Consider the following 26699-nt stretch of genomic DNA (forward strand, 5'->3'; position numbering starts at 1 on the left):
CTCAATAGAACTAAAAAATACGAAATTCAACGAGTATATACATTGTAAGCCACTATCTGGAGTTATATTTAAGTAGATGGTTGTGAGGACATTAGTCGGCACCCAGTGGCTAAAGGCAGCAAACTTCTCATATGTTAAGGGTAAAAAAAATCGACCATTTTTAATGGTCGATTTTTTTATATAATAATTCTAAACGTTAGATTAATACGCTCATCAATAATTTTAGCCGTTTTTGGAATTTGATGTAACCAGTGTTTTTGTGTACTTCCCCTCATCAATAGAAGGCTACCGTTTTGCAATAAGATCTTTTGTTTTAAGCTTTTGTCACTTTTATGTTTTAAATGAAAGAAGCGTTCTTGCCCTAAAGTAACCGATGCAATAATAGGATTTTCACCTAACTCCTTCTCATTATCTGCATGCCAGCCATTACTGTCTTGCCCATTTCTATATAAGTTAAGAAGGCAGGTGGTAAATATAACACCTGCTACAGTTTCTACTTTATCCTTAATTTTTAAAAGTTCTGGTGTAAACCTATGCGGTGTCATTACTAGCTTGGAATAGGAATAGGATTTGCCATTATTCCCATACAAAGCGGTAAGTCTGGGTTGTGCATAGGTTTTGCCAAATACCGTAATGTCATCCTGTTGCCATGGTATTTTCTCCCGAAGCGTACGAAAAGAATCGTCCGCTTCTTTTTTATCCATAAAATTTGGGTAATAGATGATATCACTACTCGGTAGGTTCAAATGGATTTCGTCCGTGAACAAATCCTTCATTATTTAAGTACAGTTTTAAGTTCATTTCTATATTCCGATGGGTTTTGCCCTGTAAAGTTCTTGAACTGTTTATTAAAGTGAGAAAAATTGTTAAAGCCGCTTTCAAAACAAACCTCGGTTATACTCAACGGCTGTTCGGCCAAAAGTTTGGATGCATGTACTAAACGGTACTCGTTTACGAATTGAACAAAAGTCTTGTTCGTAATCTTTTTAAAGTATCGGCAGAAAGATGGTACAGTCATACTTACCATATTGCTTATCTCATCTAAAGTGATTTCTTCTTTAAAGTTATTTTTTACATGATTAAAGACTACGTTAATCCGATCATTATCTTTCACTTCGGTCTCCATGGAGAAACCTTCGGCATTAAGAATTTTAAATTCTTTGGAATTACCCAGTTCATTTAAAATATTCAGTATAGATAATAAACGTTGAAAATGCGTCTGGTATTCCAGAATCTGCATTTTCTCGCCAATCTTTCTTTTGGTCTTACCAGAAAAGGCAATACCGCCTTTGGCCATTTCAAAAAGTGATTGAATTTTTTTCATCTCGGGAATATTAAAAAAATCATTCCCTAAGAAATCCAGTTTCATCTGTATTACGGTTTCACTCTCATTATCCGTAAGAGAGTTGGTAAAACCACAATGGGGTAGATTACTACCTATTAATATAAGGTCTCCCTTTGAATAATAAGATACGTGACTACCAATCTGCCTTTTCCCCGATCCACCATGTACGTGAACCAGTTCTATTTCTGGATGGTAATGCCAAACGTTATTCTTGTTGTTCTTACTGGCATCAAATCTTTGATACGTATAAGAATGCCCAAAACTGGGCTCAATTGACTCAAAAGCAGGCTTTTGATTTAGTTGTGGGGATTGTTTCATAGAACAAAATTAAACATGACTATTTTTACCTTTCTATACAAAATTAACTAAAATATACTCAATATTACCCTTAAGGGTGTTTTGCTATTTACACGATGGTAAAATAGCATAGTTATTGGCGAATTGTGGAGTAGTGAGAGCTATAAAACGGCTGTATGTTTGTATCATAATATTAACCTACCCCGTATCATAACGGGCTATTAAACAAAAACGATATGAAAAAAGTAGTAAGAACCGCCGCAATGATCGCTTTGTTATTTACAACAACCGTTGGCATGGCTAACGAACCCAAACTAAGTGTTGTACCAAATGAAAATGTAAAAAGCTTTGTTTACGAACTAGATGCCCAATCGGGAAGAACAACTATCAAGTTTACGGACGCAGAGCAAAATGTTATATTCTTTGAAACTGTTGAAGAAGGAGGTTATGCAAAGAAATTTGACCTCTCTAACCTTAAAGATGGACTTTATTTTTTCAAGTCTGAAGATGATTTAACCTCTGTAGCTTACACTATTAAAGTAGAAGGAAGTGATGTAGAGGTAATTGATAGAAAAGAAAACAGTAAGCCAGTCTTTAGAGTTGAAGGTGAAATGGTTTTCTTAAATCTTTTAAACCTTGACAGCGAAGATGTTGACATTAAAGTTTATGATAGCAGCAACAGATTGGTTTTCTCCGAGAAAAGAGAAGGTGAGATGGTTATCGAAAAAGCATTTGATTTTACCAAAGCTTACGAAGGTGAGTACACCCTTGTAGTTAGAGACAGCAAAGAAACTTATTATAAAGCTGTTACGGTAAACTAAGGAAGTTTAAGTTGAGTTGAGTTAATTGCCCCTAATGTTGTTGAGAGCGTTAGGGGCTTTTTTTATAGTGGAATATAGCTATAAGCCCAATACATAAGTACAAATTGTATAGGTAGCCTTAGCAATAAAAGCCACTTAGGAAAGCCAGCGGAAGCTTTTTTGCTGGATAGCATATAAAAATGTACTAGTAAGAATACAGCCAGCATTAAAACTAAGCCGTAAATAGAAAAGTTTTTTGTAATAGGAAAACAAACTCCAATTCCTAAGATAATTTCTGCTACTCCGCTCAATAGAACCAAAAGCTTATGATTGGGTAAATATTGAGGCATAATTCTCATATACATTTTAGGTTTTACAAAATGCATAATTCCCGCCATTGTGTACGTCAATCCCATTAGGTATAAGTGCCAAGGGTAATTCATAACTTGGACGAGTATTTTTTTAAACGTTCTCTTTTGTATTCCGGCAGGGCCTTGTTGGACAGAGCCAGTTGCAAGATTTCAGGGTCTTTGGTCCGCATGTATAATAGGTTATAGAATTCTTTTACGGTAAGTTCATTTTTGGATTGTTCCACTAAAACCAATTCATCTCCTTTTTTTACTTTTCCCTCTTCTAATATTCTTACATAAGTACCAGGAAATCCGTAATCAATATATTTTTTAAGAATCCCTTGGTCTTTAAAACGGACGCCCAGTTTATAACATGGTTCCCTTGGTTGTGACACCTGAACCAGTGCAGTTCCCAACTTGTAAATATCACCAATGCGAATTTTAGATTCATCCCAGTTGCTTACTGTAAGATTCTCGCCGAACATACCCCAATCCCAATCCAAATTTGGATATAAATTCTTCCAATAGGCATAATGGTTTTTGGAAAATAGATAACAAGCTTTGTTTACGCCGGCATGGTGTACCCGGTCAATAACAGTGTCTTTGGCTACATCTATTTTACCTAAAAATAGGGGTTCTGCTACAGGATATTTAAATATACCAGTCTGTTCTTCTTTACCATTCCAGGTAATAGTGGTCGGACTGCCAATGTTGGTTGAGATAACTTTCATAGATTAAAAATAGACAAACCATCGGCAATTAGCGAATGATAATTGCGGTTTAAAAGATAATGGACCCATATATCTTATCAATTCTAATCTACTAATGTTACTTCTGGTAATAAGGAGTACGTTTCATTAAGTAATTTAGGGCGGTTATATAATTATTACGTGTGGTAGCCATAAAGGGAACACGGTTCACGTCTACAATTTTGTCTCCGTTTTTGTTATATATCTTAAAAAGGACTTTAGTGTCAAATTCATCCATAGATGTACTATAATCGGATGAATATGTTTTTACCTTTTTTTTCTTGGTGTTGACTCTAGTAGTGGAGGAGCCGGATGTAGAGGAGGTTGTACTACGATAGTCCACCGTTATTTTGCCCGTCACTAATATGCCGGCACCAACAATTTTGGCAATTTCGGTCATTTCATAGTCTCGCATATCATTAGCTTTAGTAATGCCTGCTTCCCGTAATCTTTTTAAAGTGATTTCTACATCTTGGTATGCTATGGTATTTCTCTCGGGTCTGCGCATAAGATTGTGATAGTAGTAATCTTGGGCTTCAAATCCTTCCTCAGGAGCTTCAGCACCATCAAAGACGAATTCAAAAGGTAATATGGCGCCTTCATTTTGTTTCATAGTAGGGTATTCAAAAGTTGGACTTATAGATTTACGACCTGTCATGGTGTGTGAAAACAGTTGTTCGCGACCACTTTTGAAAATAATTTTTATGACCTCATCTTTTTCGACTACGTTTTCTAAATCCTCTCCTAAATACGTGTAGGTAATTGTATTGGGCTCTACTCTCAAAACTTTAACGGCTATAGTTTCGCCATTACTCATGAAAATCTGGTCTGAGCCGTTCTGAGCATTAGCAGAGTAGAACAATCCTATAAAAAACAATATCACCAGTTTGGAGTAATTCATTTTAAAACATGTTTGTAGTTGATTGCTAAAATACAAACCCACTATAGATTATGAAATACTGGAATTCTGGTATTTTTACATGTTTCAATTAAGAGTGTATGTTTGCCACAATTGGTCGGAGGTTATTCCGATAAGCTTAAAATCAACAAGCTAATTGTAGGAAAAAGTATTGAATTCGCCATCTTTACGGACGTACCAAGAGCCAAAAATAGATGGTTTGGACGCTGAATAGAACTTTTATCGGCCCTTTGCAGAAAAGTATTTGGGCAAAGGGACCTATAAATTGGTAGACTAAATTATAAGAAACTCAAAATGGCTGTTCTACTTTACAGTGTAACGGCCATTATCTTTTTATTTCTAATATCTTTATTATGACGGTATTCTCTCCAATATTTTCTAAATCATGTACCATTTCTCCTTCTTTGCTTTTCCAATAGAAACATCTTCCTTTTTCAATGCGTATAAGGGCTATCTGACCGTTGGTGTTACGTGATAATAAAAGGCCATCCGTAAGACTAGTGCAGCTACAATCATTTTTATGATTTCTAAAAGGTAACCGTTCTTTAGGCTTTAGCACAATATCATATAGAATACATTGCTCATCTTCATGAAGAATATCACCAAGCTTATCATTGAATCCATTTTCTTTTATTTCCTTAAGTTTTTTTTTGTCCCAATTTTCAAAATGACCTTTTGGGTTGAGTTCTGTAACAATCATAAAAATTATACTGGTTTAAAAAAATAGCTGAGAAGTTACATTGACTAACTTACTTTTGATGAATTTAATTATTCACTTTTTTAAAGCTTCTTGAGATTTAAACAAATAGAAAGAATAATATTACAAAATGTTTAGTACCTAGCATTGGAACGCGTCAAAAGATTTTGAAGGGAATTTGATGTTATTCAGGGAAGTACCAAAAAGGGATTGTAACTAAGGTCTTCCTAATCGTTTTTGAATCACTATCCCATTTGTTTTCTTTTGCAGGGCCAGTAATTGTTAATACATGTTTTCCATCTGAAAGATTCTTGATATTTAAATAAGTCTCAAATCCTAATCTCTTTTTTGCATTTCTGGAAACCACAAAATTACTAGTATAGGGCAGTGAGTCTATTTTAATAGAATATAGCTGATTAACTGTTTCTAAATATAAATCTAGATTATTTTGCGTTTTTTCTCCAATTACCTCCTTCTTGTCTACTGCTACGGAGACACCATCCAAGAAAGAAGAAGTATATCCTCTTTCACTATCATCAGATTTTAATGATTCATTTTTCTCTATTACAAAATCTTCAATATGTTCCCTATAGGTCATAAAGACTTTTAGGTAGTTTTTATCGATAACTTTTGATGGTATGCTTGCAATATTTATGAATTCGGTATCCTTTAAAGTTTCATTTTCGTAATTTTTAGTGTCTGCATAATGCGGTGTAGCCTTATTTAAATTAGATAAGTAAGCAGAGTTTTTATAATAAGAAGTGGTAACTAGTGTCAATAAAATATATGTGGGTATCAGTAACGTAACAACTCTTTTTCCTAATTTGTTATCCAAGAAATTATAAGCTAAAGGGCGATATAAAAAAGAGAAAGTAATTTTACTAAATACCCAGTAAATTGGAAAGTACAATTTGGAAGTCCATCTTTTTTTCTTGAGTATACCTTGACCGAAAAAATCAACCATTACAAAAACAGAGGCCAATAAAAATAGAATTTCAATGAAACTTCCCAAAACTTCAAGAATATTTTCCGGAACGAATGTCAAGCTTGCAAGCAATTGGAAGCACAAATAAAAAGCAGAAAAAGCGGTAAAAATGCCCGTGATATAAAAAATGAGGAGAAAGGAAATGGCGAACAGTACACTACAATAGTTCTCTAATTTAAAAATATAACGATCAAAAGAACCTACTTTTCTCTTTAAGTATGAATTGAATTTTTCAGAATAATTTAATTTTTCGAAATCAATATCACCGGAAACATATCTAAGGCCTATGGCACCTATCCATAGACCTCTAAGCAGAACGTGCAGTATAAGGTTGAAGGTTAGTATACTGCAGCATATTAAAACTAACTGAAGGGCATTGGATTGTAATTCTTGGTCAGCCAACGATAACTTGAATAGTTTAATCTGTAATGGCTCATAGGCCATAAGTAACCCATAAATAGCAAACCCGGATATAATTAGCTCCAACTGCCAACTCTCTTGTTGAAGCTTATCTAACCATTTTTTAAAATCAGGACTAGTGTAATCCATATACTTACATATTTTTACGGAAGATATGAATTTTAACAAGAAAAAACGCCCAGCCGCTGAACTCAGCAATTGGACGTTTTGTAAGTGTATTTATTTAAATTTACTTCACCATCTCGTAGCTACGCTTAATGAAGTTGGTTAATTCCTCACCTTTCAACAAGCCTTTTGAAAGACGTGCCAAGTCAATAGACTGACTGATTAAACGCTCACGTTTTTTAGCTGTTTTGGTATTCAATATTTCACCAACCAATTCAGAATTTGTGTTTACGATAAGGTTGTACATATCTGGCATAGCACCCATACCGAACATACCACCACCGCCGCCGGTTTGTTGCATCTCTTTCATACGACGCATAAACTCGGGCTCCGTAATTATAAAAGGGGAAGCATCACTATCCATCGCTTCCAATTGAATGGTGTAGGTTTTGTCTTCTATAACCTCTTCTAGATTCTTTTTGAGCGTTTCTTTTTCCTCATCGGATAATTTAGAAATCTGAGTATCCTCCTTTTTGATAAGGTTGTCTAAATGATCTGCATCAACACGTGCAAAAGAAACCTTCTCCTTGGAAGTTTCCAGTTTTTGCATTAAGTGGCCAATAATGGGAGAATCCATCAAAAGAACCTCATAACCTTTAGCTTTTGCAGCTTCAATATAACTATGCTGCGCAACTTTGTCAGATGCATATAGAACAACTAGTTTATCGTCCTTATCCGTTTGAGTTTCTTTAAGGTTTTCCTGTAATTCTTCAAAAGTAAAATACTTTCCATCTACGGTAGGGTAAAGGGCAAATTTATCTGCTTTTTCAAAGAATTTATCTTCGCTAAGCATTCCGTATTCAATAACTATTTTAATATCGTTCCACTTTTGCTCAAATTCTTCTCTGCTGTTTTTGAAGAGCGAATTTAATTTATCAGCTACTTTTCTAGTGATGTAGGAAGAGATTTTCTTTACAGCTCCATCTGCCTGAAGGTACGATCTAGAAACATTCAAGGGAATATCTGGAGAATCAATAACCCCACGTAACATGGTCAAGAATTCCGGTACAATACCTTCTACGTTGTCTGTAACAAAAACTTGATTTTGGTATAATTGAATGCGGTCTTTCTGAACGTTGAGATCGTTTGTTAGCTTTGGAAAGTAAAGTATACCTGTAAGGTTGAACGGATAGTCTACATTTAAGTGAATGTGGAACAAAGGCTCCTCAAACTGCATAGGATACAGCTCACGGTAGAAATTTTTGTAATCCTGATCTTCTAAATCCGCAGGTTGTTTTGTCCAAGCTGGGTTAGGGTTGTTGATAATATTGTCTACTTCTTGGGTAGGAGCAGGATCCTCTTCCTTTGCATCTTCCGGCTTGGGTAGTGTTTCCGTTTTCATTCCGAACTTGATCGGAATAGGCATAAACTTATTGTACTTGTTTAAGAGTTCACTAATACGGTTTTCTTCTAAAAATTCTGTAGAATCATCAGCAATGTGCAGAATAATCTCAGTTCCGCGCTCTTTTCTGTCTCCTGGTTCCAAGGTAAAGTTTGGTGAACCGTCACAACTCCATAATACCGGTTCAGCATCTTCTCTAAAGCTTTTAGTACTGATCTGTACTTTATCCGCTACCATAAAAGCAGAATAAAAACCAAGACCAAAATGACCAATGATACCAGAATCTTTAGCACCATCTTCATACTTATTCAAGAATTCTTCAGCACCTGAAAAGGCAAGCTCGTTAATGTATTTTTTGACTTCGTCTTCGGTCATACCGATACCTTGGTCAATAACATGTATTTTTTTTCCTTCTTTGTCAACTTTCACTTCGATCATTGGTTGGCCATACTCAACTTTGGCCTCGCCTATAGAAGTTAGGTGTTTTAATTTTAAGGTAGCATCCGTTGCATTGGATATCAGCTCTCTTAAAAAAATCTCGTGGTCACTGTACAAAAATTTCTTTATCAGCGGAAAAATATTCTCCACCGAAACATTAATCTTACCTGTAGCCATAAATTATAAATTTTATAAATGTTCTTGCTTTAGCTTGAACGTAGTTTACTAATAGTTTTTAATTCTTCGCCTTGGAAGAATCCTGGCAGTATATACCTGTTATCCTGGTTGTCAAAAAAAATACCACATCTTAAGACTGTGACAAACTGACATATTCTATGACGAAATAAACACTTACAATATTTTTGTTTAATTTATTTTCAAATAAGTTAAACATTTTATATCTTTGGGTCAGATGTGATTAAGATTGCTATGAGAGAGAGATTTTTCGATCAATATCACGTTTATAATCATTTATTGGTTAGGTTGTTTTTAAACGTGCTTTCTCAAGAAAGCACGTTTTTGTGTTGTAGATTAAAATTGGTATACCGTTAACAGTGAATAAGGCTCTTTAGACGTATTTTTACTATATAAAAAACAGTTCAAAATGGTGGCAAAAGCAAAAGCAAAAAAAATTACGGAAGATAATATTATAAGTATGTACATGGATTATGTTTTGGAGCATGAAAGTGTTCCCAAATCCATTTATAAGTTTTGCAAGGAAAATAAAATACCAGAAACGGATTTTTATGCATTTTTTGGTTCCGTAGAGAGTTTGCAAAAAGACATTTGGAATAAATTCTATACCAATACAGAAACGCTTCTACATAAGAACGCAGAGTTCGAAAGCTTTACGAACAAAGACAAAATGCTCACCTTTTTCTACACGTTCTTTGAATTGCTAACACTGAACAGGAGTTATGTGCTTTTTGCTTTAAAGCAGAGCAGTAGTCCATTAAAGAATTTGGAGCAGTTAAAAGATTTACGCAAACACATTAAAGGTTTTGCTACAGGCCTTATAAATGATGCCAATGCGGATAAAAACCTGAAAATCACTAAATATAACCCGCAACTTTTTTCAGAAGGAGCGTGGTTGCAGTTCTTATTTGTACTTAAATTCTGGATGGATGATAATTCTGCAGGATTTGAAAAGACGGATATGGCCATTGAAAAATCAATTAATACCATTTTTGACATTTTTGATAATACCCCTTTGGAAAATATTTTGGACTTTGGAAAATTTCTTTACAAGGAAACATTTGCATAGGTAATAGGAAAGTCTCATAAAAAAAAGATATATGAAAACACTTGATAGTATACCCACCGGTAAGATAGAAAGAGCCAGCAAATTGGTAAAAACAGGTGTGAAGATAGGGGGCAACTATGTAAAGTATTTCGGTAAAAAACTGGTAAATCCGGAATTGGATAAAGATGAGCTGAACGAGAGTAATGCAGAAGATATCTATGACGGATTAAAAAGTTTGAAAGGTAGTGCGCTGAAAGTGGCACAGATGCTTAGCATGGAGAAGAATATCTTACCTAGGGCATATGTAGATAAATTTTCTCTTTCTCAGTTTTCGGTACCACCGTTGTCCGCTCCGTTAGTGCGAAAAACATTTAAGAAATATCTAGGAAAGTACCCGGAAGAATTGTTCGATACTTTTGAAAAAGATAGTATAAATGCCGCCAGTATTGGTCAGGTACACAAAGCTACGAAGGATGGTAAGCAATTAGCTGTAAAAATTCAGTATCCGGGTGTTGCACAAAGTATTTCTAGTGATCTGGCTTTGGTAAAGCCTATTGCTATTAGAATGTTCAACCTTCAAGGAAAGGATTCCGATAAGTATTTTAAGGAAGTAGAGAATAAGCTTATTGAAGAAACCGATTATTTTCTTGAGATTGACCAAAGCATGAGCATAACGGATAGCTGTTCGGTTATAGAAAATCTTCAGTTTCCTAATTATTACAAAGAACTGTCTAGTGAGCGTATCATTACTATGGATTGGATGTCCGGCCAACATTTAAGTGAATTTACCAACAAGGATTTTACGCAAGAAGTAGGGAATAAACTGGGGCAAACACTTTGGGATTTTTATATGTTTCAGATACACGGACTTAAAAAAGTACATGCCGATCCACATCCTGGAAACTTTTTGGTAAGTGAAGACCACACCTTAATTGCAATAGATTTTGGATGTATCAAAGAAGTACCTACAGAGTTCTATGTGCCTTATTTTGAATTGGCTCAAAAGGAGAATATAGAGAATGATACCGTTTTTATGGAAAAACTGTACGAGTTGGAAATTCTAACGGAAACAGATTCCCCAGAAGAAATCGTATTTTTTAAAGCACTTTTTAAAGAGATGCTCAGTCTTTTGACCTCTCCATTCCATGAAAATTATTTTGACTTTGGTGCAGATGATTTTTGGGATAAAATTGCTGATTTAAGTGAGCGTTATTCCAAAGACAGTACTATACGAAAAATGAATGGCAATAGGGGCTCTAAGCACTTCCTTTATATGAATAGGACCTTCTTTGGTCTTTATAACCTGCTACATGACCTAAAAGCTAAAATTGAAGTAAATAGCTATAAGCAATACCTCTCTTAATTGCGAGTATGTTAAAATTCATGCTATTTATTTTGCTTATCTTAGAAATTAACGGGTTACTTTGCAGTATGGTTTAAAGCAGTAGCTTTTTAAATTTTAAAAAACCTTCTATGTACAATTCAAAAATAACGGGACTAGGATACTTCGTGCCCGAAAACGTAGTGACCAACGATGACTTGGCCAAGGTAATGGATACCAACGATGCATGGATCCAAGAACGAACGGGTATTAAAGAAAGAAGACATGTAGTAAAAGGTGGCGATACTACCACTACAATGGGTGTGAAAGCCGCTAAAATTGCTATTGAACGTGCTGGGATAGATAAAGACGATATAGATTTTATTGTTTTTGCTACCCTTAGTCCGGATTACTATTTTCCTGGCCCAGGTGTTCTAGTACAGCGAGATTTAGGTATAAAAACGGTAGGCGCCTTAGATGTAAGAAACCAATGTTCTGGTTTTATTTATGCCTTAAGTGTCGCAGATCAGTATATTAAAACGGGTATGTACAAGAATATACTTGTTATTGGTTCTGAATTACATTCCCATGGGTTGGATATGACTACAAGGGGTAGAGGTGTATCTGTAATATTCGGAGATGGAGCAGGGGCTGCTATATTGAGTAGAGAAGAAGATAACTCAAAAGGGCTTCTTTCCACTCACTTGCATAGTGAAGGCCAACATGCCGAAGAACTATCCTTAATTGCACCAGGAATGGGAAAACGCTGGGTTACGGATATTATTGAAGATAATGACCCTAATGACGAATCGTATTATCCATATATGAACGGTCAGTTTGTATTTAAAAATGCGGTTGTACGGTTTAGTGAGGTTATTATGGAAGGGTTGAAAACCAATAATCTAACTCCCACAGACATAAATATGCTGGTGCCTCACCAAGCTAACTTGCGTATTTCTCAATTTATCCAAAAGAAATTCGGTCTAGGAAATGATCAGGTTTTCAATAATATAATGAAATACGGTAATACTACCGCTGCTTCTATTCCCATAGCACTAACAGAGGCTTGGGAAGAAGGAAAAATAAAAGAAGGAGACGTTGTAGTCTTGGCCGCATTTGGTAGTGGCTTCACTTGGGGAAGCGCTATTATAAAGTGGTAAGTATTTTATACACAAAACCCCAATGTTTCCATTGGGGTTTCTGTCGTTGATGCTACTATACTAAACACTAACCATTAACTATAAACATATAGTATTATCACCGACCTAACTTATTGTGTTGTCGTTCTATTTCAACCGACTTCAGTAATAGACGATATTTTTACTAAAAAGTTACACTTTAAATGAACTTTAACATCATATTTAACATATGAAAGATACCCTAGTTTTTGGCGCTTCTCTTAAAACAAATCGATATAGTAATCTGGCCGTAAATAGGCTCTTAGACCATAAAATCAAAACTGAAGCGTTTGGTTTGCGCGAGGGCAAAATCAGGGAAACACAAATAAAGACCAATTTAAGTGATTTTCAAAATATTCACACCATTACTTTATACATAGGACCAGCTCGTCAGCCTGAATATATCGACAAAATCCTACAATTAAATCCTAAAAGGGTGATTTTTAATCCGGGAACGGAAAACCCCGAATTCTTCGCATTACTGCAAAAAGAAGGGGTTGAGGCAGTTGAAGCATGTACTCTGGTACTTTTGGCTACAGGACAATATTAAAGATCGATGAAATACATGTAAGTTTTTTCCTATAAAACTTTAACGTTTAGGAAGTTACATTTTTATCCGATGAAGGGGAATTGTTTTTATCACGGATGATATAAAGTCCTATAAATGTCAAAATACCGTTCAAAGGTAGTAATTCATATCCAATTTTATAACCTCCCAAAAAATCTGCAGGAAGGTTGGCAAAACCTATGATGGAAAGAACGGATATAAGGGCTACTAACCATACATAATTGTCCTTAACGGCATACTTTGTAAAAATACCAAAGCTAAATAACCCTAATAGCGGACCGTAAGTGTAGGTGGCTACTGTTAGAAGGCCGTCAATAACGTTTCTATCCAAAATGTATTTAAATAGGATTACGGTCATTATCAATAAGATACTCATACCTACGTGAGTGCTCTTTCTTATTCTATTTTGATCCTTATCTGGCTTTTCATCAATACTTAAAAAGTCTACACAAAAAGATGTGGTTAATGAAGTTAAGGCACTATCTGCGCTACTGTAGGCAGCCGCAATTAGGCCAAGCATAAATGTTATGGCCACTACCATTCCCAAACCGCTATTAAGGGCAATTTCAGGAAATAAAAGGTCGGGTTTTGCCTGTCCATCCATTAAGGGGACTGCAATATTGAATTTATTGGCGTAAATGAATAGCAGAGCTCCTAATAACAGAAAAATAAAATTTACTACAACGAGCACTACGCTAAAGGAAACCATGTTCTTTTGGGCATCTTTAAGAGAGCGACAGGTAAGATTTTTCTGCATCATATCCTGGTCAAGACCCGTCATGCAAATGGTAATGAACATACCGCCAAAAAAGGACTTAAGAAAATGGTTCTTTTCATAAAAACTATCGGTAAATATAATTTGATTGTATTGCTTTAATTCATCGGAAGAAAGAAATTCAGCGAAACTCCAATCTAATTTTTGATTGATAAAGTAGATGCTCAGCCCAACGGATAAAAGCATAAAGGCAGTTTGTAGCGTATCCGTCCAAACAATAGTTTTTATCCCACCTCTAAATGTATAGATCCATATCAATAAAATAGATAGAATAACAGTCACCTCAAATGGCACGCCCAACTCATCAAACACAAATTGCTGCAGCACAATAGCAACTAGAAAAAGTCTAAAAGCAGCACCTAGTACCCTAGAAATAAAGAAGGATACAGCACCTACTTTATAGCTTATGGTTCCAAAACGCTTCTTTAAATACTCATATATTGAGGTTACATTGAGCTGATAATATATAGGTAGCAGTATAAACGCAATGACAAAATAGCCTGCTAGATAGCCAAAAACAACCTGCATATAACTGAACCCCGAAGCTTCTACCCATCCAGGTACGGAGATAAAGGTGACTCCGGATAGGGATGCGCCCACCATTCCAAAAGCAACCAAATACCACGGTGATGATTTTCCGGCTTTGAAGAAATCAACATTGGAGTCGTTTTTTCCCGTAAAATAAGATATCAATAAAAGTAAGAGAAAATAAGCACCTATTAAGATTAGGATATGGGTGGCGGTCATGTAATAAAATTTAAAACCAAAGTACAAAAAGTAAAAATAGTACGTAATTTTGTACCTATGGATTTTTCTTCTAAACTTCTCGAAAATGCCGTTTATGAAATGTCGCAATTGCCGGGAATAGGTAAACGCACGGCACTTCGCTTGGTACTCCATTTGCTTAAGCAACCTACGGAACAAACAGAAAGACTTTCTGGTGCACTTTTAAATTTGCGCAGTGAAATAAAATTTTGCGAAAATTGTCATAATATTTCAGATGTGGCCTTATGCGAAATTTGTGCCAACCCTAAGCGAGACAGAAGTTTGGTCTGTGTGGTTGAGGATATTCGTGATGTAATGGCAATAGAAAATACGAGCCAATATAAAGGGTTGTACCATGTTTTAGGAGGAAAAATATCACCCATGGAAGGTGTTGGTCCGCAAGATTTAACCATTAATTCTTTAGTTGATAAAGCCAAAAAAGGAGAGGTCAAGGAGTTTATTTTTGCGTTGAGTTCTACAATGGAGGGTGATACCACAAATTTTTATATTTATAAGCAATTAAACGGTCTAGACATAAATACCTCTACTATAGCTAGGGGGATAGCAGTTGGTGATGAATTGGAATATGCCGATGAGGTAACACTGGGACGGAGTATTTTAAACCGAATTCCATTTGAAGGTTCGCTGAAAGCGAATTAAAAATGTGATAAGTTTAACTGATGGGTGTTTTTTTTGGTATTTTTGCGACAAAATTAGAGTAAAAGCAGTCTAAAATAAGAATATGTCAAAGTTTGAACTGAAATTACCGAGGATGGGAGAGAGTGTTGCAGAGGCAACGCTAACTACTTGGTTGAAAGAAGTTGGTGATACTATTGAGTTGGATGAACCTATTTTTGAAATAGCTACCGATAAAGTAGATTCAGAGGTTCCAAGTGAAGTTGAGGGTGTTTTGGTAGAAAAACTTTTTGATGTAGATGATGTGATCAAAGTGGGTGATACCGTGGCGATTATTGAAACGGAACAATCTGTTGAGACGGTTCAATCCGCAGCAATGGCCGCACCTAGTGAGGAAGAGAAATCTGCAGCCCTGGTAGAGGAAACCGTAAAGGTGGCAAAGGAAACGGTTAGTGCTCCTGTGCATCAGGTTCAAAAAACTACTTCCGATAGATTTTATTCGCCTCTGGTAAAGAATATTGCTAAACAAGAAGGGATTTCTGTTGCAGAGTTAGATACGATTCAAGGAACGGGAAATGAAGGTCGTGTTACTAAAAATGACATTCTTGCTTATTTAGAAAATGACAAACCTAAAAATACTGAACAGCCCATTGTAAAAGAAGCTGCTCCAGCGGTCGTAACGGCTCCCGTTACAAATAATAAACCTATAAAGAGTAATGAAGCCAATGGATCCGGTACAAGTACAACTGCGGACGGCGAGGTAGTTCCCATGAGTAGAATGGGTAAATTAATTGCCAAGCACATGGTAGATAGTGTTTCTACTTCTGCACATGTTCAGAGTTTTATAGAGGTAGATGTTACTAAAATCGTTAATTGGAGAAATAAGGTAAAGAACGTTTTTGAAAAAAGAGAAGGCGAGAAGTTGACATTTACTCCCATCTTTATGGAGGCTGTTGCAAAGGCACTTAAGAAGTATCCTTTAATGAATATCTCATTGGTAGGTGATAAGGTTATAAAGAAGAAGAATATTAATATTGGAATGGCCGCCGCCTTGCCGGACGGAAATCTTATAGTTCCAGTAATTAAGAATGCAGACCAATTGAATTTGGTAGGTATGGCCAAAGTGATAAACGACTTGGCATCTAGGGCTAGAGAGAATAAATTAAAACCGGACGAAGTTCAAGATGGTACTTATACAGTTACTAATGTAGGTACTTTTGGCAGTGTTTTTGGCACACCAATAATAAATCAGCCGCAAGTAGGTATTTTAGCGTTGGGAGCTATCCGAAAGATACCTTCGGTTATTGAGACTCCGGAAGGAGATTTTATTGGGATAAGAAGTAAAATGTATCTGTCTCATAGTTATGACCATAGGGTTGTGAACGGTGCTTTGGGTAGTATGTTCGCTAAAGCGGTGGCAGATTATTTGGAAGCTTGGGATGTAGATAGAGAGGTTTAGGGATTGTGACTTTTTCCTATTTGTTGAAATATTCGCTTAAAAAAAAGAGTTTTTTTTAAAATCTGTGAATAATTTCGGTTTTTTACCAGCCTTTTGCTTTTAGTAGATTAATAATCTTATTTTCATGCGATAGACTAGTAATCATCAGGCTTTCCAAACCAAAATGCCAAACAGAAATTTTACAGCACGATTAAGTCGAATGCTACGTGTATTCTGCTTTGTTTTGTCCATTACGCCTATCTTTACCAATGCTCAAGAAGAGAGTGATGGCGAAGAGGCAAAAGCTCCTCTAAAATTATATATAGATTGTAACTGCGAAAAGAATTATCTACGGCAGGAAATTACATATGTCAATCACGTTCGTGATCAAGCGCAATCCAATATTAAACTATTTATTTATGACATTGCCAATGGAAGCGGTGGGCGTACATATATGTTGGAGTTTGAAGGTGTTGAGGATTACAAAGATATACTAGGTAAGCTTACTTATGACAGTACCGCAAGCATGACTGATGATGAGGTACGGAAGGGACTTCTCAAAAAAGTACAGTCAGGATTACTTCAGTATGTTCTGGAATCGGATTTGGCGGAAAATATTACTTACACAGTTAACAAAGATGGACTGGCCGAGATTCAAGAAGTTGATTTTAGAGATCCTTGGAACAATTGGATTTTTGAAGTGTACGGAGAAGCCAAACTAAAAAGGGAATCCAGTCGGAAGGAGTTTGAGTACGAATTAGGTTTTCAAAGTGATCATGTAACGGAAAAAATAAGAATCCGTACGGATGTAGAGCTTAATCAAGCAAATAAGGAGTTCGTTAGGGACGAGGAAACTTTTACCAGTGAGCGCTTCAGGTATTCTGCTGATGCCAGTATTGTAGCTAGCTTATCCGATCATTGGTCTGCTGGCGTTTTTGGTGGGATGCAACATAATACATTTACAAATCTAGATTTTAGGTACTACGCTAGGCCAGCTATCGAGTATAATATTTATCCTTATAAAGAAGTGCTTCGCAGAGAAATCGTATTCGCTTACAAAATAGGCTACTTTCATAACGATTATATAGAGCAAACCGTTTTTTTAAAGGAGGCGGAAGGTATTTTTAGTCATTCCCTAGATGTGCAGGTAAGATACCGTCAACCTTGGGGCAATATTTACGCCCGTTTAATCGGGTCTACTTTTTTGAATGATTTTACCAAGAATAGAATTCAATTGAACGGTAGTTTTTCTATACGTCTTTTAAAAGGGCTTGCTGCCCGGTTTTCAGGAAGGTTTGAGCTTATACGAGATCAAATTAATTTACCTGGTGGTGACGCTTCATTAGAAGATGTACTATTACAACAAAAGCAGATTGCAACAGACTTTGAGACCAGCCTGAGCGTAGGTCTTAGTTACACTTTTGGTTCTGCTTTTAATAATGTTATAAATACTAGATTGTAAGGTGTTATGTTCGTTAAGAAATGTAAGGATATGTTTTATTGATGCCTGTTAAAGATTATCTTTGTTAAAAAATTGCACAAAAGATGGAGCTTAACCTCACACGTCCCATTTGTTTTTTTGATTTGGAAACTACGGGTACGAACGTAGCCAAAGACCGAATTGTAGAGATATCTGTTTTAAAAGTTTATCCCAACGGGAATAAAGAAAGTAAAACCTGGCTGGTGAATCCAGAAATGGAAATACCTAAAGAGGTGATTGCCATACATGGTATTTCCAATGAAAAAGTGGCCAATGAGCCTACTTTTAAAGATCTTTCCAGAACCATTTACGCAATGATAAAGGATTGTGATTTAGGTGGTTTTAATTCTGATCGTTTTGATATACCTCTATTGGCCGAAGAAATGTTACGGGCAGAATTGGATTTTGATATGAAGAGTATGGTTTCCATAGATGTGCAAACTATTTTTCATAAAATGGAAAAACGTACGTTGGCCGCCGCATACAAGTTCTATTGCCAAAAGGACCTTACGGATGCCCATAGCGCAGAAGCGGATACCCTGGCTACCTATGAAGTGTTGTTATCTCAATTGGATAGATATCCAGACCTTGAGAACAATGTGAAAAAATTAGCTGAATTTTCTACACACCGTCAGTTTGCGGATTTTGCGGGTTTTCTAGGTTATGATAAGGATGGGGCCGAGGTTTTTGCATTTGGCAAACATAAAGGTAGAAAAGTATTGGATGTACTTGATAAAGAACCCGGCTACTTCGGGTGGATATTAAATGCCGATTTTCCCCTGTATACAAAAAAGGTATTGACACAAGTTAAATTGAGTCAGCTCAACAATAAGTTAGGTTAGGGAATTCTAAAAATGTTTAGATGAAAATTATCTGTATCGGTAGAAATTATACGGAGCATATAGAGGAATTATCCAATGAAAGGCCAGACGAACCTGTGGTTTTTATTAAACCGGACTCTGCAATTTTACCAAAAGAACAAGATTTCTATATCCCTGAGTTTTCGAACGACGTGCACTATGAAGTTGAGGTGCTTGTGAAAATAAAAAAAGTAGGGAAGCATATTAGCGAAAAATTTGCTCATAATTATTATGATGAAGTTGGTTTGGGCATAGATTTTACTGCCAGGGATTTACAATCAAAGCTAAAAGAAAAAGGTTTGCCTTGGGAAAAAGCAAAGGGTTTTGATGGTGCTGCGGTCATTGGAGAGTGGCTTCCCAAAACAAATTTTGAAAATTTAAACAACATGGAATTCTCTTTGTTGAAGAATGATAAAGAAGTGCAAAAGGGCAATACTAGTCTCATGCTGTGGAAGATAGATGAACTGGTCTCTTATGTGTCTCAATTTTTTATGTTAAAAAAAGGGGATGTAATTTTTACGGGAACACCAGCAGGTGTTGGTAGAATTGAAGCAAATGACTACCTTTCAGGTGTTCTGGGGGGACGCGAACTTTTTCACTTAAAAGTAAAATAATGATTTACAATCTTGATAAAATCAATGAGATGGCCGAAGGAGATGAAGATTTCATCAACTCCGTTATCTCTGTATTTTTAGAAGAAGTGCCTCAGGATTTAGAAGATCTTGAAATTGCGCTAAATGAACAAAACCACGATCAGGTGTACAAATTGGCTCATAAAATTAAGCCAAATGTAGATTTGCTAGGTATGGAGCAGACTCGTGCAGCGGCCCTGCAAATAGAAACGCTGGGAAAGGCGGAAGCCAATATGTCCGAGATACAGGTAGTTTTTCCAATGTTAAAAAAAGATATACACCAAGTGGTATCTGAGCTTAAAAAAGATTTTAATATCTAATGCTTGCCGAAATCATTACTATTGGTGACGAGATTTTAATAGGTCAGATTGTTGATACCAATTCCGTCTTCATTTCCAAAGAACTTAATAAAATTGGAGTATCTGTATATCAGATTACTTCAATACAGGATGATAAGGAGCATATTCTTCAAGCTTTGGCAGATGCCAGGAAAAGAGTGCAAGTTGTTATTATAACGGGTGGTCTTGGTCCTACGAAGGATGACATTACAAAACATACACTGTGTGAGTTTTTTAATGATTCTCTGGTAGAAGACAAAAGTGTTCTTGCCCATGTAGAGGAACTTTTTAAAAAGTATATTACCAGCACACCTATATCGGATATTAATAGAAAGCAAGCTTTAGTTCCTTCTAAGGCCACGGTTTTGCCTAATGCCTTCGGAACGGCACCTGGTATGTGGATACAGGAAGATGGAGTAGCATTTGTTTCTTTACCCGGAGTGCCATATGAAATGAAGAATCTGATTACGGATAAGGTTATTCCAAAAATCATTTCAGATTTCAAACGCCCGTATATTTTACACAAAACAGTAGTTACTTACGGTTTAGGAGAAAGTGCTATTGCCGATAAAATCGAAGATTGGGAAAATAACTTGCCTGAATTCATAAAACTGGCGTACCTACCTAATTTAGGTAAGGTAAGATTACGTTTGAGTGCCAAGGGACCTGATATGCAAATCCTGGAAAATGCAGTAGAGGAAGAGATTAAAAAGTTAATCCCTCTAATAGGTAACATTATGTACGGCACAGAAGATGAGGAAACCTTAGAGCAAGTTGTTGCCAAGTTATTAACCAAAAAAGGTCTGACTTTGGCAACGGCAGAAAGTTTTACCGGAGGTAAGATAGCAGAGCAATTAACGGCAATACCAGGAGCTTCGGCCTATTTTAAAGGCAGTGTAGTGAGTTATGCTACGGAAGCCAAGATAGATGTACTAAAAGTATCTAAAGAATTAGTGACAGCCTATTCCGTTGTAAGCGAAGAGGTAGCTAGTGAGATGGCTAAAAATGTAAAGCAATTATTCAAAACCGATTATGCAATAGCTACAACAGGTAATGCGGGGCCCACAAAAGGGGACTCGGACGCGGAGATTGGAACGGTGTTCATAGCTATTGCATCTCCAACGGGAGTTCATGCCCAAGAATTCACTATGGGCAACCATAGAGAGCGCATTGTAGAGAAGTCTGTAAACAAGGCTTTGGAGCTGTTGCAAAAAGAAATTTCAAAAATCTGAAATATTGTTTTGTGCATCCATAAAAATGATATAAATTTGCACCCTGTTTAAAGAAAAATCAGCGCGATGTCAAAAGTTTGTGAAATTACGGGAAAGAGAGCGATGTTTGGTAACAACGTATCGTTTTCTATCAATAAGACCAGAAGAAGGTTCAATGTCAATCTTTCTAAAAAACGTTTTTATATTCCCGAAGAAGACCGTTGGGTAACCTTAAAGGTTTCTGCAAAGGCGTTGAAAATTATCAACAAAAAGGGTATTTCTGCTGTATTGAAAGATGCAAAAGCAGAAGGATTGGTAAAATAAGCTAGAATACGATGGCAAAGAAAGGAAATAGAATACAAGTAATATTGGAATGTACCGAGCACAAAGAATCGGGACAACCAGGTACTTCAAGGTACATTACTACCAAAAACAAAAAGAACACTCCGGAAAGAATGGAGATTAAAAAGTTCAATCCTATTTTGAAGAGGATGACAATCCATAAGGAGATTAAATAAGTTTTCGTCTTAACGAGAACATAAAAGCATATTAGTCATGGCAAAGAAGACGGTAGCAAGTTTACAGACAAGTTCAAAAAGATTAACAAAGGCCATTAAAATGGTTAAATCACCAAAAAGTGGTTCCTACACTTTTGTTGAGTCAGTTATGACCCCAGAAGCGGTTAACGAATGGTTGTCTAAAAAGTAAGATACTTTTACAGTATTACAAAGCCTCTTCATAAAGAAGGGGCTTTTTTTGTTTGTTTAACTCAGAGTTAGGGAAGTAGAGTGTAAAGATGGAAGGAGTTAGGTTAACGGTAGTATCATTTTAAATAAAAAATTCCACCTTACTTTATTATCTTTGAGACTATTAATACAAAGAACACATGAGTTTATTCAAAAACATATTTTCTTCAAAGAAAAAAGAGAGCCTTGACAAAGGGCTGGAGAAATCCAAATCTTCCTTTTTTTCTAAACTTAGTAAGGCAGTTGCCGGCAAGTCAAAAGTAGATGATGATGTTTTGGATAATCTAGAGGAAGTTCTTGTTTCTTCGGATGTTGGGGTAACAACTACATTAAAAATTATTGACCGTATAGAGGCCCGTGTTTCAAAGGACAAATATATGGGCACTGATGAGCTGAATGCAATTCTTCGCGAAGAAATTTCAGGTCTTCTTTCAGAAACCAACGTTGGTAATCAGACAGAATTTTCAGTACCACAAGACAAAAAACCATATGTAATTATGGTAGTAGGAGTTAATGGTGTTGGTAAAACTACTACCATTGGTAAATTGGCCTATCAGTTTAAAAAACAAGGTTACAAAGTGGTTTTAGGAGCGGCGGATACGTTCCGTGCTGCAGCTATAGATCAGTTGCAGGTTTGGGCAGATAGAGTAGATGTGCCTATAGTAAAACAGAGTATGGGTAGTGATCCTGCTTCCGTGGCTTTTGATACGTTGAGTTCTGCGGTTAAGCAAGAGGCGGATGTGGTTATTATTGATACGGCAGGGCGTCTTCATAATAAGGTAAACTTAATGAACGAGTTGACCAAAGTGAAACGTGTAATGCAGAAAGTAGTTGATAGCACACCTCATGAGGTAATGTTGGTGCTTGACGGTTCTACCGGTCAAAATGCATTTGAGCAAGCAAAGGAATTTACAAAAGCTACAGAAGTTACTTCTCTAGCGGTTACTAAATTAGATGGTACTGCAAAAGGAGGAGTAGTAATAGGAATATCGGACCAATTTCAAATTCCTGTAAAGTACATTGGCGTTGGTGAGGGCATAGAAGATTTGCAGGTATTTAATAAGCATGAATTTGTTGACTCGTTTTTTAACGTATAGCAGGTTTAGTTTATAACAGCATTCAATTTTGCCCATAGTTCATTGTCAAAACTAGAAAGGCCTAATTGCGTTTCTCCTGCTGTTTCACCGCTACGCACAACTACCAAATTTTTGCTGGGTACCACATATATTTTTTGGTCGTTGGCACCTAATGCGGCAAATAGATCAGAAGGTGCATTTGGTATTAGATTACTTGCTATTACTTCTTGAGAAGTAGTTCCCATATAACTTTGTTTTCCATTAAGCCACCATAGGTAACCATAGCTCTTATTAAGTTCTTGAGAGGTAGAGATCATATCATTAAAATAATTCTCACTAATTAGTGCGTTACCATCCCATGTACCTTTATTTAGAGCAAGTAGTCCAAACCTGGCCATAGTGCGCGTGTTACTGTTATAAATGTTGAGTCCAAGAGCTTTGGTCCAATTTCCTTCCATGCCTATTACATCTTCGAGTTTTGTTTTGCCGTAATTTTGAAAGCCTACTCCTGTACTTTGAGAAATAATATCTTGAAGTAAGATAAAAGCGCCTTGATGGTAGGCCCATCTTGTTCCTGCATCTGAAGTATAATCAAGGCAATTTGGCAAGGTGCATACCCATGCGGTATAATCTCCCACATGGTCAGTTAGGCCCGAAGTCATGGTCATATGGTGTTTTATTGTGATAAGGTTTTCTTTTTCGGTGGATAAAGAGCTCCAGTTCATGCCTAGATAATCAGATGTTTTATCATCAATGTTGAGCAAACCTTCCTCTTGAGCTATACCGGCAATAGTAGCAGTCAAGCTTTTTCCGGCAGAAAACCAAGTCCATTTTGCATTGGCATTATGGCCATTAAAGTACTTTTCCATTACGATGCGCCCATTTTTTAAAACTATAAAGCCTTTGGTCTCGTTCGCTTCCAGATACGAATACAGATTTTCTATTTCAGTATCGTTCCAATTGAGCTGGTCTATGGTGGTAGTTTCCCATTTATTATCCGTTATCGATGGGAAATACATTTCTTCAGATTCATTATCTATCTCGGTGGATGCAGAATCAACTTTATCTTTTGAACAGCTTGCGAGTACTATCAAAAGAAAGCTTAGTAAGAGAGTGGTTTTAAGTTTCATGGTAATGGTTTCTTATTGGACATCAACTTGTTACTAAAGTTTAACGCAATTCAACAAGAAATCGTACCAAAAGGAAGCTGTTCGTTCATCTTGTTGTATTTTTGCGCTCAATTTCTAGTTATGAGAACAAAATCGCAGAAGCAAAATAAAATCAATGTAGTTACTTTGGGATGCTCTAAAAACGTGTATGATTCCGAAGTACTCATGGGGCAGTTGCGTGCCAATGACAAAGAAGTGGTACATGAAGAGGAGGGTAATGTTGTTGTAATCAATACCTGCGGATTTATCGCAAACGCAAAGGAAGAAAGCGTAAATACTATTTTGGAATACGTTCAAAAAAAAGAAGCTGGTCAGGTAGACAAAGTATTTGTAACCGGTTGCCTAAGTGAACGTTATAAGCCAGATTTACAAAAAGAAATTCCTAATGTAGATGAGTATTTCGGTACTAGTGAGTTACCCAATTTGCTAAAAGCATTAGGTGCGGATTACAAGCATGAATTAATTGGTGAACGTCTCACGACTACACCAAAAAACTATGCATATTTAAAAATTGCTGAAGGGTGTGATAGACCTTGTTCGTTCTGTGCAATACCCATAATGAGGGGTAAACACCGCAGTACGCCTATTGAAGATTTAGTTACTGAAGCTGAGAAATTGGCGGCAAAAGGAGTTAAAGAGCTTATTCTTATTGCACAGGATTTGACCTATTACGGTCTTGACCTTTATAAAAAGAGAAACTTGGCAGAACTACTTCAAGCCTTGGTAAAAGTTGAAGGTATTGAATGGATTAGGCTACATTACGCGTTTCCAACAGGATTTCCTTTAGATGTGCTTGATGTAATGAAAGAAGAACCTAAGGTCTGTAATTACTTAGATATTCCATTACAGCATATTTCTGATGCGATTCTTAAAAGTATGCGTCGTGGAACTACACAGGCAAAAACAACAAAATTGTTGAAGGAGTTTAGGGCAGCTGTACCGGAAATGACCATTCGTACTACTCTAATCGTGGGGTATCCGGGAGAGACGGAGGAAGATTTTCAGACCTTAAAAAAATGGGTAGCAGATATGCGTTTTGAGCGGTTAGGTTGTTTTACCTATAGCCATGAGGAGAATACGCATGCCTATACCTTGGAAGATGATGTACCGGAAGATGTAAAACAAGAAAGGGCCAATGAGATTATGGAATTACAATCTCAGATTTCATGGGAGCTCAATCAACAAAAAATAGGACAAACTTTTCGATGTATCATAGACAGGAAGGAAGGAAATTATTTTGTGGGCCGTACGGAATTTGATTCTCCGGATGTGGATAATGAAGTTTTAATTGATGCCGCAAAGTACTATTTGAAACAAGGGGAGTTTGCAAATATAAAAATTACGGAAGCTGCGGATTTTGACTTGTACGGAGAGCCTATATAGCTTCAATACATATAAAAAGTTTCTATTTAGAATTACAACCCGTCCATTAATGGACGGGTTTTTTTGCCTTTAGATTTTATGTGCAATAGGTTTTTTAAACGTACTTATTACACTTCAAAATTATTCACTACTTTAGAGGAAATCAATTTAGGAGTATAAATTTCTATTTTGATTGTCAAAAATCAAACATTAGAACTTTAGTAGAATAGTATGGACGACTTGCGAATTGAAAAAATAGAACTTTTTAAAGTGCCACCACGTTGGCTTTTTCTGAAAATAACAACTAAAAGCGGAATCATAGGTTGGGGGGAACCCGTTGTAGAAGGTAAGGCCGCTACGGTTGAAGCCTGTGTTAACGAACTTTCGCAATATATAATAGGTCGCTCTGCCAGTGACATTGAAGATATTTGGCAAACCTTGTACGGAGGGGGGTTTTACCGTGGGGGTCCTATTCTTATGAGTGCAATTTCTGGTATTGATCAAGCGCTTTGGGATATAAAAGGAAAACATTTAGGTGTTCCCGTTTATGACCTTTTAGGTGGTGCCGTTCGTAAGAAAATGAAGATGTACTGTTGGATCGGGGGAGACCACCCGGAAGTTGTTTTAGAGCAAGCGCGTGAAAAAGTAGAACAGGGCTATAAGGCGGTTAAAATGAATGCTACAGGTGCTTTTGCTTGGATAGATTCATTACAGAAGGTAAAGACCGTTGCAGATAATATAAGGTTGCTTCGTGAAGAATTTGGAGATACGCTAGACGTTGGTTTGGATTTTCATGGAAGAATACACAAGGGTATGGTAAAACGTCTTATTGATGAGCTTGCTCCATACAATCCTATGTTTATTGAGGAACCGGTCTTGAGTGAGAACAAAGAGGCTTTTGACCATATTTATCCATATACTAGTGTTCCTATTGCCACAGGAGAACGTATGTTCTCTCGCTGGGATTTTAAAGAATTGTTGCATAGAGGTACAGTAGATATTATTCAACCGGATTTAAGTCATGCCGGTGGAATTTCTGAGGTACGGAGAATAGCAGCTATGGCAGAAGCCTACGATGTAGCTTTGGCACCTCATTGTCCTTTGGGACCAGTGGCTCTAGCTTCTTGCTTACATGTTGATTTTAATTCTATAAATGCTGTAATTCAAGAAAGTAGCTTGGGTATACATTATAACAAGGGTTTTGATTTGTTGGATTATATGGATAATCCTGAAGTTTTTGATGTAAAAGATGGCTATGTAGAACTTCTTAAGAAGCCAGGTCTAGGTGTGGATATTAATGAAGAAAAGTTGAGAGAGGGCCAGAAGATAGGTCATGACTGGGCTAATCCTGTATGGAGAAATGAAGATGGTAGTTTTGCCGAATGGTAAAAACC

Annotated in this window: 28 protein-coding genes; 18 read left to right on the forward strand and 10 right to left on the reverse strand. The window is 36.5% G+C overall.

All coding sequences use genetic code 11. The annotated features are described in order from the left end of the window. Window positions 1-176 precede the first annotated feature (176 nt). Complete coding sequence (locus KO521_RS09075; RefSeq protein ID WP_215939610.1) at window positions 177-776, reverse strand: alpha-ketoglutarate-dependent dioxygenase AlkB family protein; 600 nt, start codon at window positions 774-776, stop codon at window positions 177-179. Beyond that, window positions 776-1663 (reverse strand): AraC family transcriptional regulator, encoded by an 888-nt coding sequence (locus KO521_RS09080; RefSeq protein ID WP_215939611.1) that lies wholly within the window; start codon window positions 1661-1663, stop codon window positions 776-778. Before KO521_RS09080 ends, KO521_RS09075 begins: the two co-directional genes overlap by 1 nt. Window positions 1664-1878: 215 nt before the next feature. On the opposite strand from KO521_RS09080, the gene KO521_RS09085 reads away from it, so the two are divergent. Further along, window positions 1879-2463, forward strand: coding sequence for a hypothetical protein (locus KO521_RS09085; protein ID WP_215939612.1), 585 nt, complete (start codon window positions 1879-1881; stop codon window positions 2461-2463). Window positions 2464-2525: 62 nt separating this feature from the next. On the opposite strand, the gene KO521_RS20435 is transcribed toward KO521_RS09085, so the two are convergent. The 6 genes from KO521_RS20435 to htpG form a co-directional block, all read right to left on the reverse strand. Then, entirely contained in the window at window positions 2526-2885 is a 360-nt protein-coding gene (locus tag KO521_RS20435; RefSeq protein ID WP_252729994.1) for a DoxX family protein, read from the reverse strand. Continuing rightward, entirely contained in the window at window positions 2882-3523 is a 642-nt protein-coding gene (locus KO521_RS09090) for an MOSC domain-containing protein (protein WP_215939613.1), read from the reverse strand. The genes KO521_RS20435 and KO521_RS09090 overlap by 4 nt, the downstream gene beginning before the upstream one ends. 97 nt (window positions 3524-3620) lie before the next feature. Then, a complete protein-coding gene (locus tag KO521_RS09095; RefSeq protein WP_215939614.1) occupies window positions 3621-4442 on the reverse strand; it encodes a hypothetical protein in 822 nt (273 codons plus the stop codon). 343 nt (window positions 4443-4785) lie between these two features. Further along, the gene (locus KO521_RS09100; RefSeq protein ID WP_215939615.1) at window positions 4786-5160 is read right to left on the reverse strand and encodes a hypothetical protein; all 375 of its coding nucleotides are present in this window, start codon (window positions 5158-5160) and stop codon (window positions 4786-4788) included. Between the two features lie 181 nt (window positions 5161-5341). Beyond that, entirely contained in the window at window positions 5342-6691 is a 1350-nt protein-coding gene (locus KO521_RS09105; protein ID WP_215939616.1) for a hypothetical protein, read from the reverse strand. 100 nt (window positions 6692-6791) lie between these two features. Beyond that, window positions 6792-8684: a molecular chaperone HtpG gene (gene htpG / locus KO521_RS09110; RefSeq protein ID WP_215939617.1), complete on the reverse strand. Its 1893-nt coding sequence runs from the start codon at window positions 8682-8684 to the stop codon at window positions 6792-6794. Window positions 8685-9111: 427 nt separating this feature from the next. On the opposite strand from htpG, the gene KO521_RS09115 reads away from it, so the two are divergent. From KO521_RS09115 to KO521_RS09130, 4 genes are all read left to right on the forward strand, one after another. Then, window positions 9112-9771, forward strand: a complete 660-nt coding sequence (locus tag KO521_RS09115) for a TetR family transcriptional regulator C-terminal domain-containing protein (RefSeq protein WP_215939618.1) — start codon at window positions 9112-9114, stop codon at window positions 9769-9771. Window positions 9772-9802: 31 nt separating this feature from the next. Then, on the forward strand, window positions 9803-11113 hold the full coding sequence (locus tag KO521_RS09120; protein ID WP_215939619.1) for an ABC1 kinase family protein: 1311 nt from the start codon (window positions 9803-9805) through the stop codon (window positions 11111-11113). Window positions 11114-11223: 110 nt separating this feature from the next. After that, window positions 11224-12231 carry a 3-oxoacyl-ACP synthase III family protein gene (locus KO521_RS09125; RefSeq protein WP_215939620.1) on the forward strand — a complete coding sequence of 336 codons (1008 nt, stop codon included), beginning with the start codon at window positions 11224-11226 and terminating at the stop codon, window positions 12229-12231. A gap of 208 nt (window positions 12232-12439) precedes the next feature. After that, on the forward strand, window positions 12440-12799 hold the full coding sequence (locus KO521_RS09130) for a CoA-binding protein (protein ID WP_215939621.1): 360 nt from the start codon (window positions 12440-12442) through the stop codon (window positions 12797-12799). A 46-nt stretch (window positions 12800-12845) separates the two neighbouring features. On the opposite strand, the gene KO521_RS09135 is transcribed toward KO521_RS09130, so the two are convergent. Then, on the reverse strand, window positions 12846-14339 hold the full coding sequence (locus tag KO521_RS09135) for a sodium:solute symporter (protein ID WP_215939622.1): 1494 nt from the start codon (window positions 14337-14339) through the stop codon (window positions 12846-12848). A 57-nt stretch (window positions 14340-14396) separates the two neighbouring features. Here KO521_RS09135 and recR point away from each other — a divergent pair, with 57 nt between their 5' ends. The 11 genes from recR (at window position 14397) to ftsY (ending at window position 22795) form a co-directional block, all read left to right on the forward strand. Further along, the gene (gene recR, locus KO521_RS09140) at window positions 14397-15017 is read left to right on the forward strand and encodes a recombination mediator RecR (protein ID WP_215939623.1); all 621 of its coding nucleotides are present in this window, start codon (window positions 14397-14399) and stop codon (window positions 15015-15017) included. 82 nt (window positions 15018-15099) lie between these two features. Beyond that, on the forward strand, window positions 15100-16452 hold the full coding sequence (locus KO521_RS09145; protein WP_215939624.1) for a dihydrolipoamide acetyltransferase family protein: 1353 nt from the start codon (window positions 15100-15102) through the stop codon (window positions 16450-16452). Between the two features lie 163 nt (window positions 16453-16615). After that, window positions 16616-17893: a hypothetical protein gene (locus KO521_RS09150; protein ID WP_215939625.1), complete on the forward strand. Its 1278-nt coding sequence runs from the start codon at window positions 16616-16618 to the stop codon at window positions 17891-17893. Window positions 17894-17976: 83 nt separating this feature from the next. Beyond that, a complete protein-coding gene (locus tag KO521_RS09155) occupies window positions 17977-18753 on the forward strand; it encodes a 3'-5' exonuclease (RefSeq protein WP_215939626.1) in 777 nt (258 codons plus the stop codon). Window positions 18754-18773: 20 nt separating this feature from the next. Then, window positions 18774-19385 carry a fumarylacetoacetate hydrolase family protein gene (locus KO521_RS09160; protein WP_215939627.1) on the forward strand — a complete coding sequence of 204 codons (612 nt, stop codon included), beginning with the start codon at window positions 18774-18776 and terminating at the stop codon, window positions 19383-19385. Beyond that, window positions 19385-19723, forward strand: a complete 339-nt coding sequence (locus KO521_RS09165) for an Hpt domain-containing protein (protein WP_215939628.1) — start codon at window positions 19385-19387, stop codon at window positions 19721-19723. The genes KO521_RS09160 and KO521_RS09165 overlap by 1 nt, the downstream gene beginning before the upstream one ends. Then, on the forward strand, window positions 19723-20973 hold the full coding sequence (locus KO521_RS09170; protein ID WP_215939629.1) for a competence/damage-inducible protein A: 1251 nt from the start codon (window positions 19723-19725) through the stop codon (window positions 20971-20973). The genes KO521_RS09165 and KO521_RS09170 overlap by 1 nt, the downstream gene beginning before the upstream one ends. Window positions 20974-21039: 66 nt before the next feature. Further along, complete coding sequence (gene rpmB, locus KO521_RS09175; protein ID WP_215939630.1) at window positions 21040-21276, forward strand: 50S ribosomal protein L28; 237 nt, start codon at window positions 21040-21042, stop codon at window positions 21274-21276. A gap of 11 nt (window positions 21277-21287) precedes the next feature. Further along, window positions 21288-21470 (forward strand): 50S ribosomal protein L33, encoded by a 183-nt coding sequence (gene rpmG, locus KO521_RS09180; protein ID WP_038234759.1) that lies wholly within the window; start codon window positions 21288-21290, stop codon window positions 21468-21470. A 37-nt stretch (window positions 21471-21507) separates the two neighbouring features. Next, window positions 21508-21660, forward strand: a complete 153-nt coding sequence (locus KO521_RS09185) for a DUF4295 domain-containing protein (RefSeq protein WP_215939631.1) — start codon at window positions 21508-21510, stop codon at window positions 21658-21660. 178 nt (window positions 21661-21838) lie between these two features. Then, on the forward strand, window positions 21839-22795 hold the full coding sequence (gene ftsY / locus KO521_RS09190) for a signal recognition particle-docking protein FtsY (protein WP_215939632.1): 957 nt from the start codon (window positions 21839-21841) through the stop codon (window positions 22793-22795). Between the two features lie 5 nt (window positions 22796-22800). Here ftsY and KO521_RS09195 read toward each other — a convergent pair whose 3' ends face one another. After that, window positions 22801-23904, reverse strand: coding sequence for a serine hydrolase domain-containing protein (locus KO521_RS09195; protein WP_215939633.1), 1104 nt, complete (start codon window positions 23902-23904; stop codon window positions 22801-22803). Between the two features lie 120 nt (window positions 23905-24024). On the opposite strand from KO521_RS09195, the gene rimO reads away from it, so the two are divergent. Both rimO and dgoD read left to right on the forward strand, forming a co-directional pair. Then, window positions 24025-25326, forward strand: coding sequence for a 30S ribosomal protein S12 methylthiotransferase RimO (rimO, locus tag KO521_RS09200; RefSeq protein ID WP_215939634.1), 1302 nt, complete (start codon window positions 24025-24027; stop codon window positions 25324-25326). A 210-nt stretch (window positions 25327-25536) separates the two neighbouring features. Next, window positions 25537-26694 carry a galactonate dehydratase gene (gene dgoD, locus KO521_RS09205; protein ID WP_215939635.1) on the forward strand — a complete coding sequence of 386 codons (1158 nt, stop codon included), beginning with the start codon at window positions 25537-25539 and terminating at the stop codon, window positions 26692-26694. Window positions 26695-26699 lie beyond the last annotated feature (5 nt).

This window comes from Zobellia uliginosa (assembly GCF_018860745.1).
In the GTDB taxonomy this organism is placed as follows: domain Bacteria; phylum Bacteroidota; class Bacteroidia; order Flavobacteriales; family Flavobacteriaceae; genus Zobellia; species Zobellia uliginosa_B.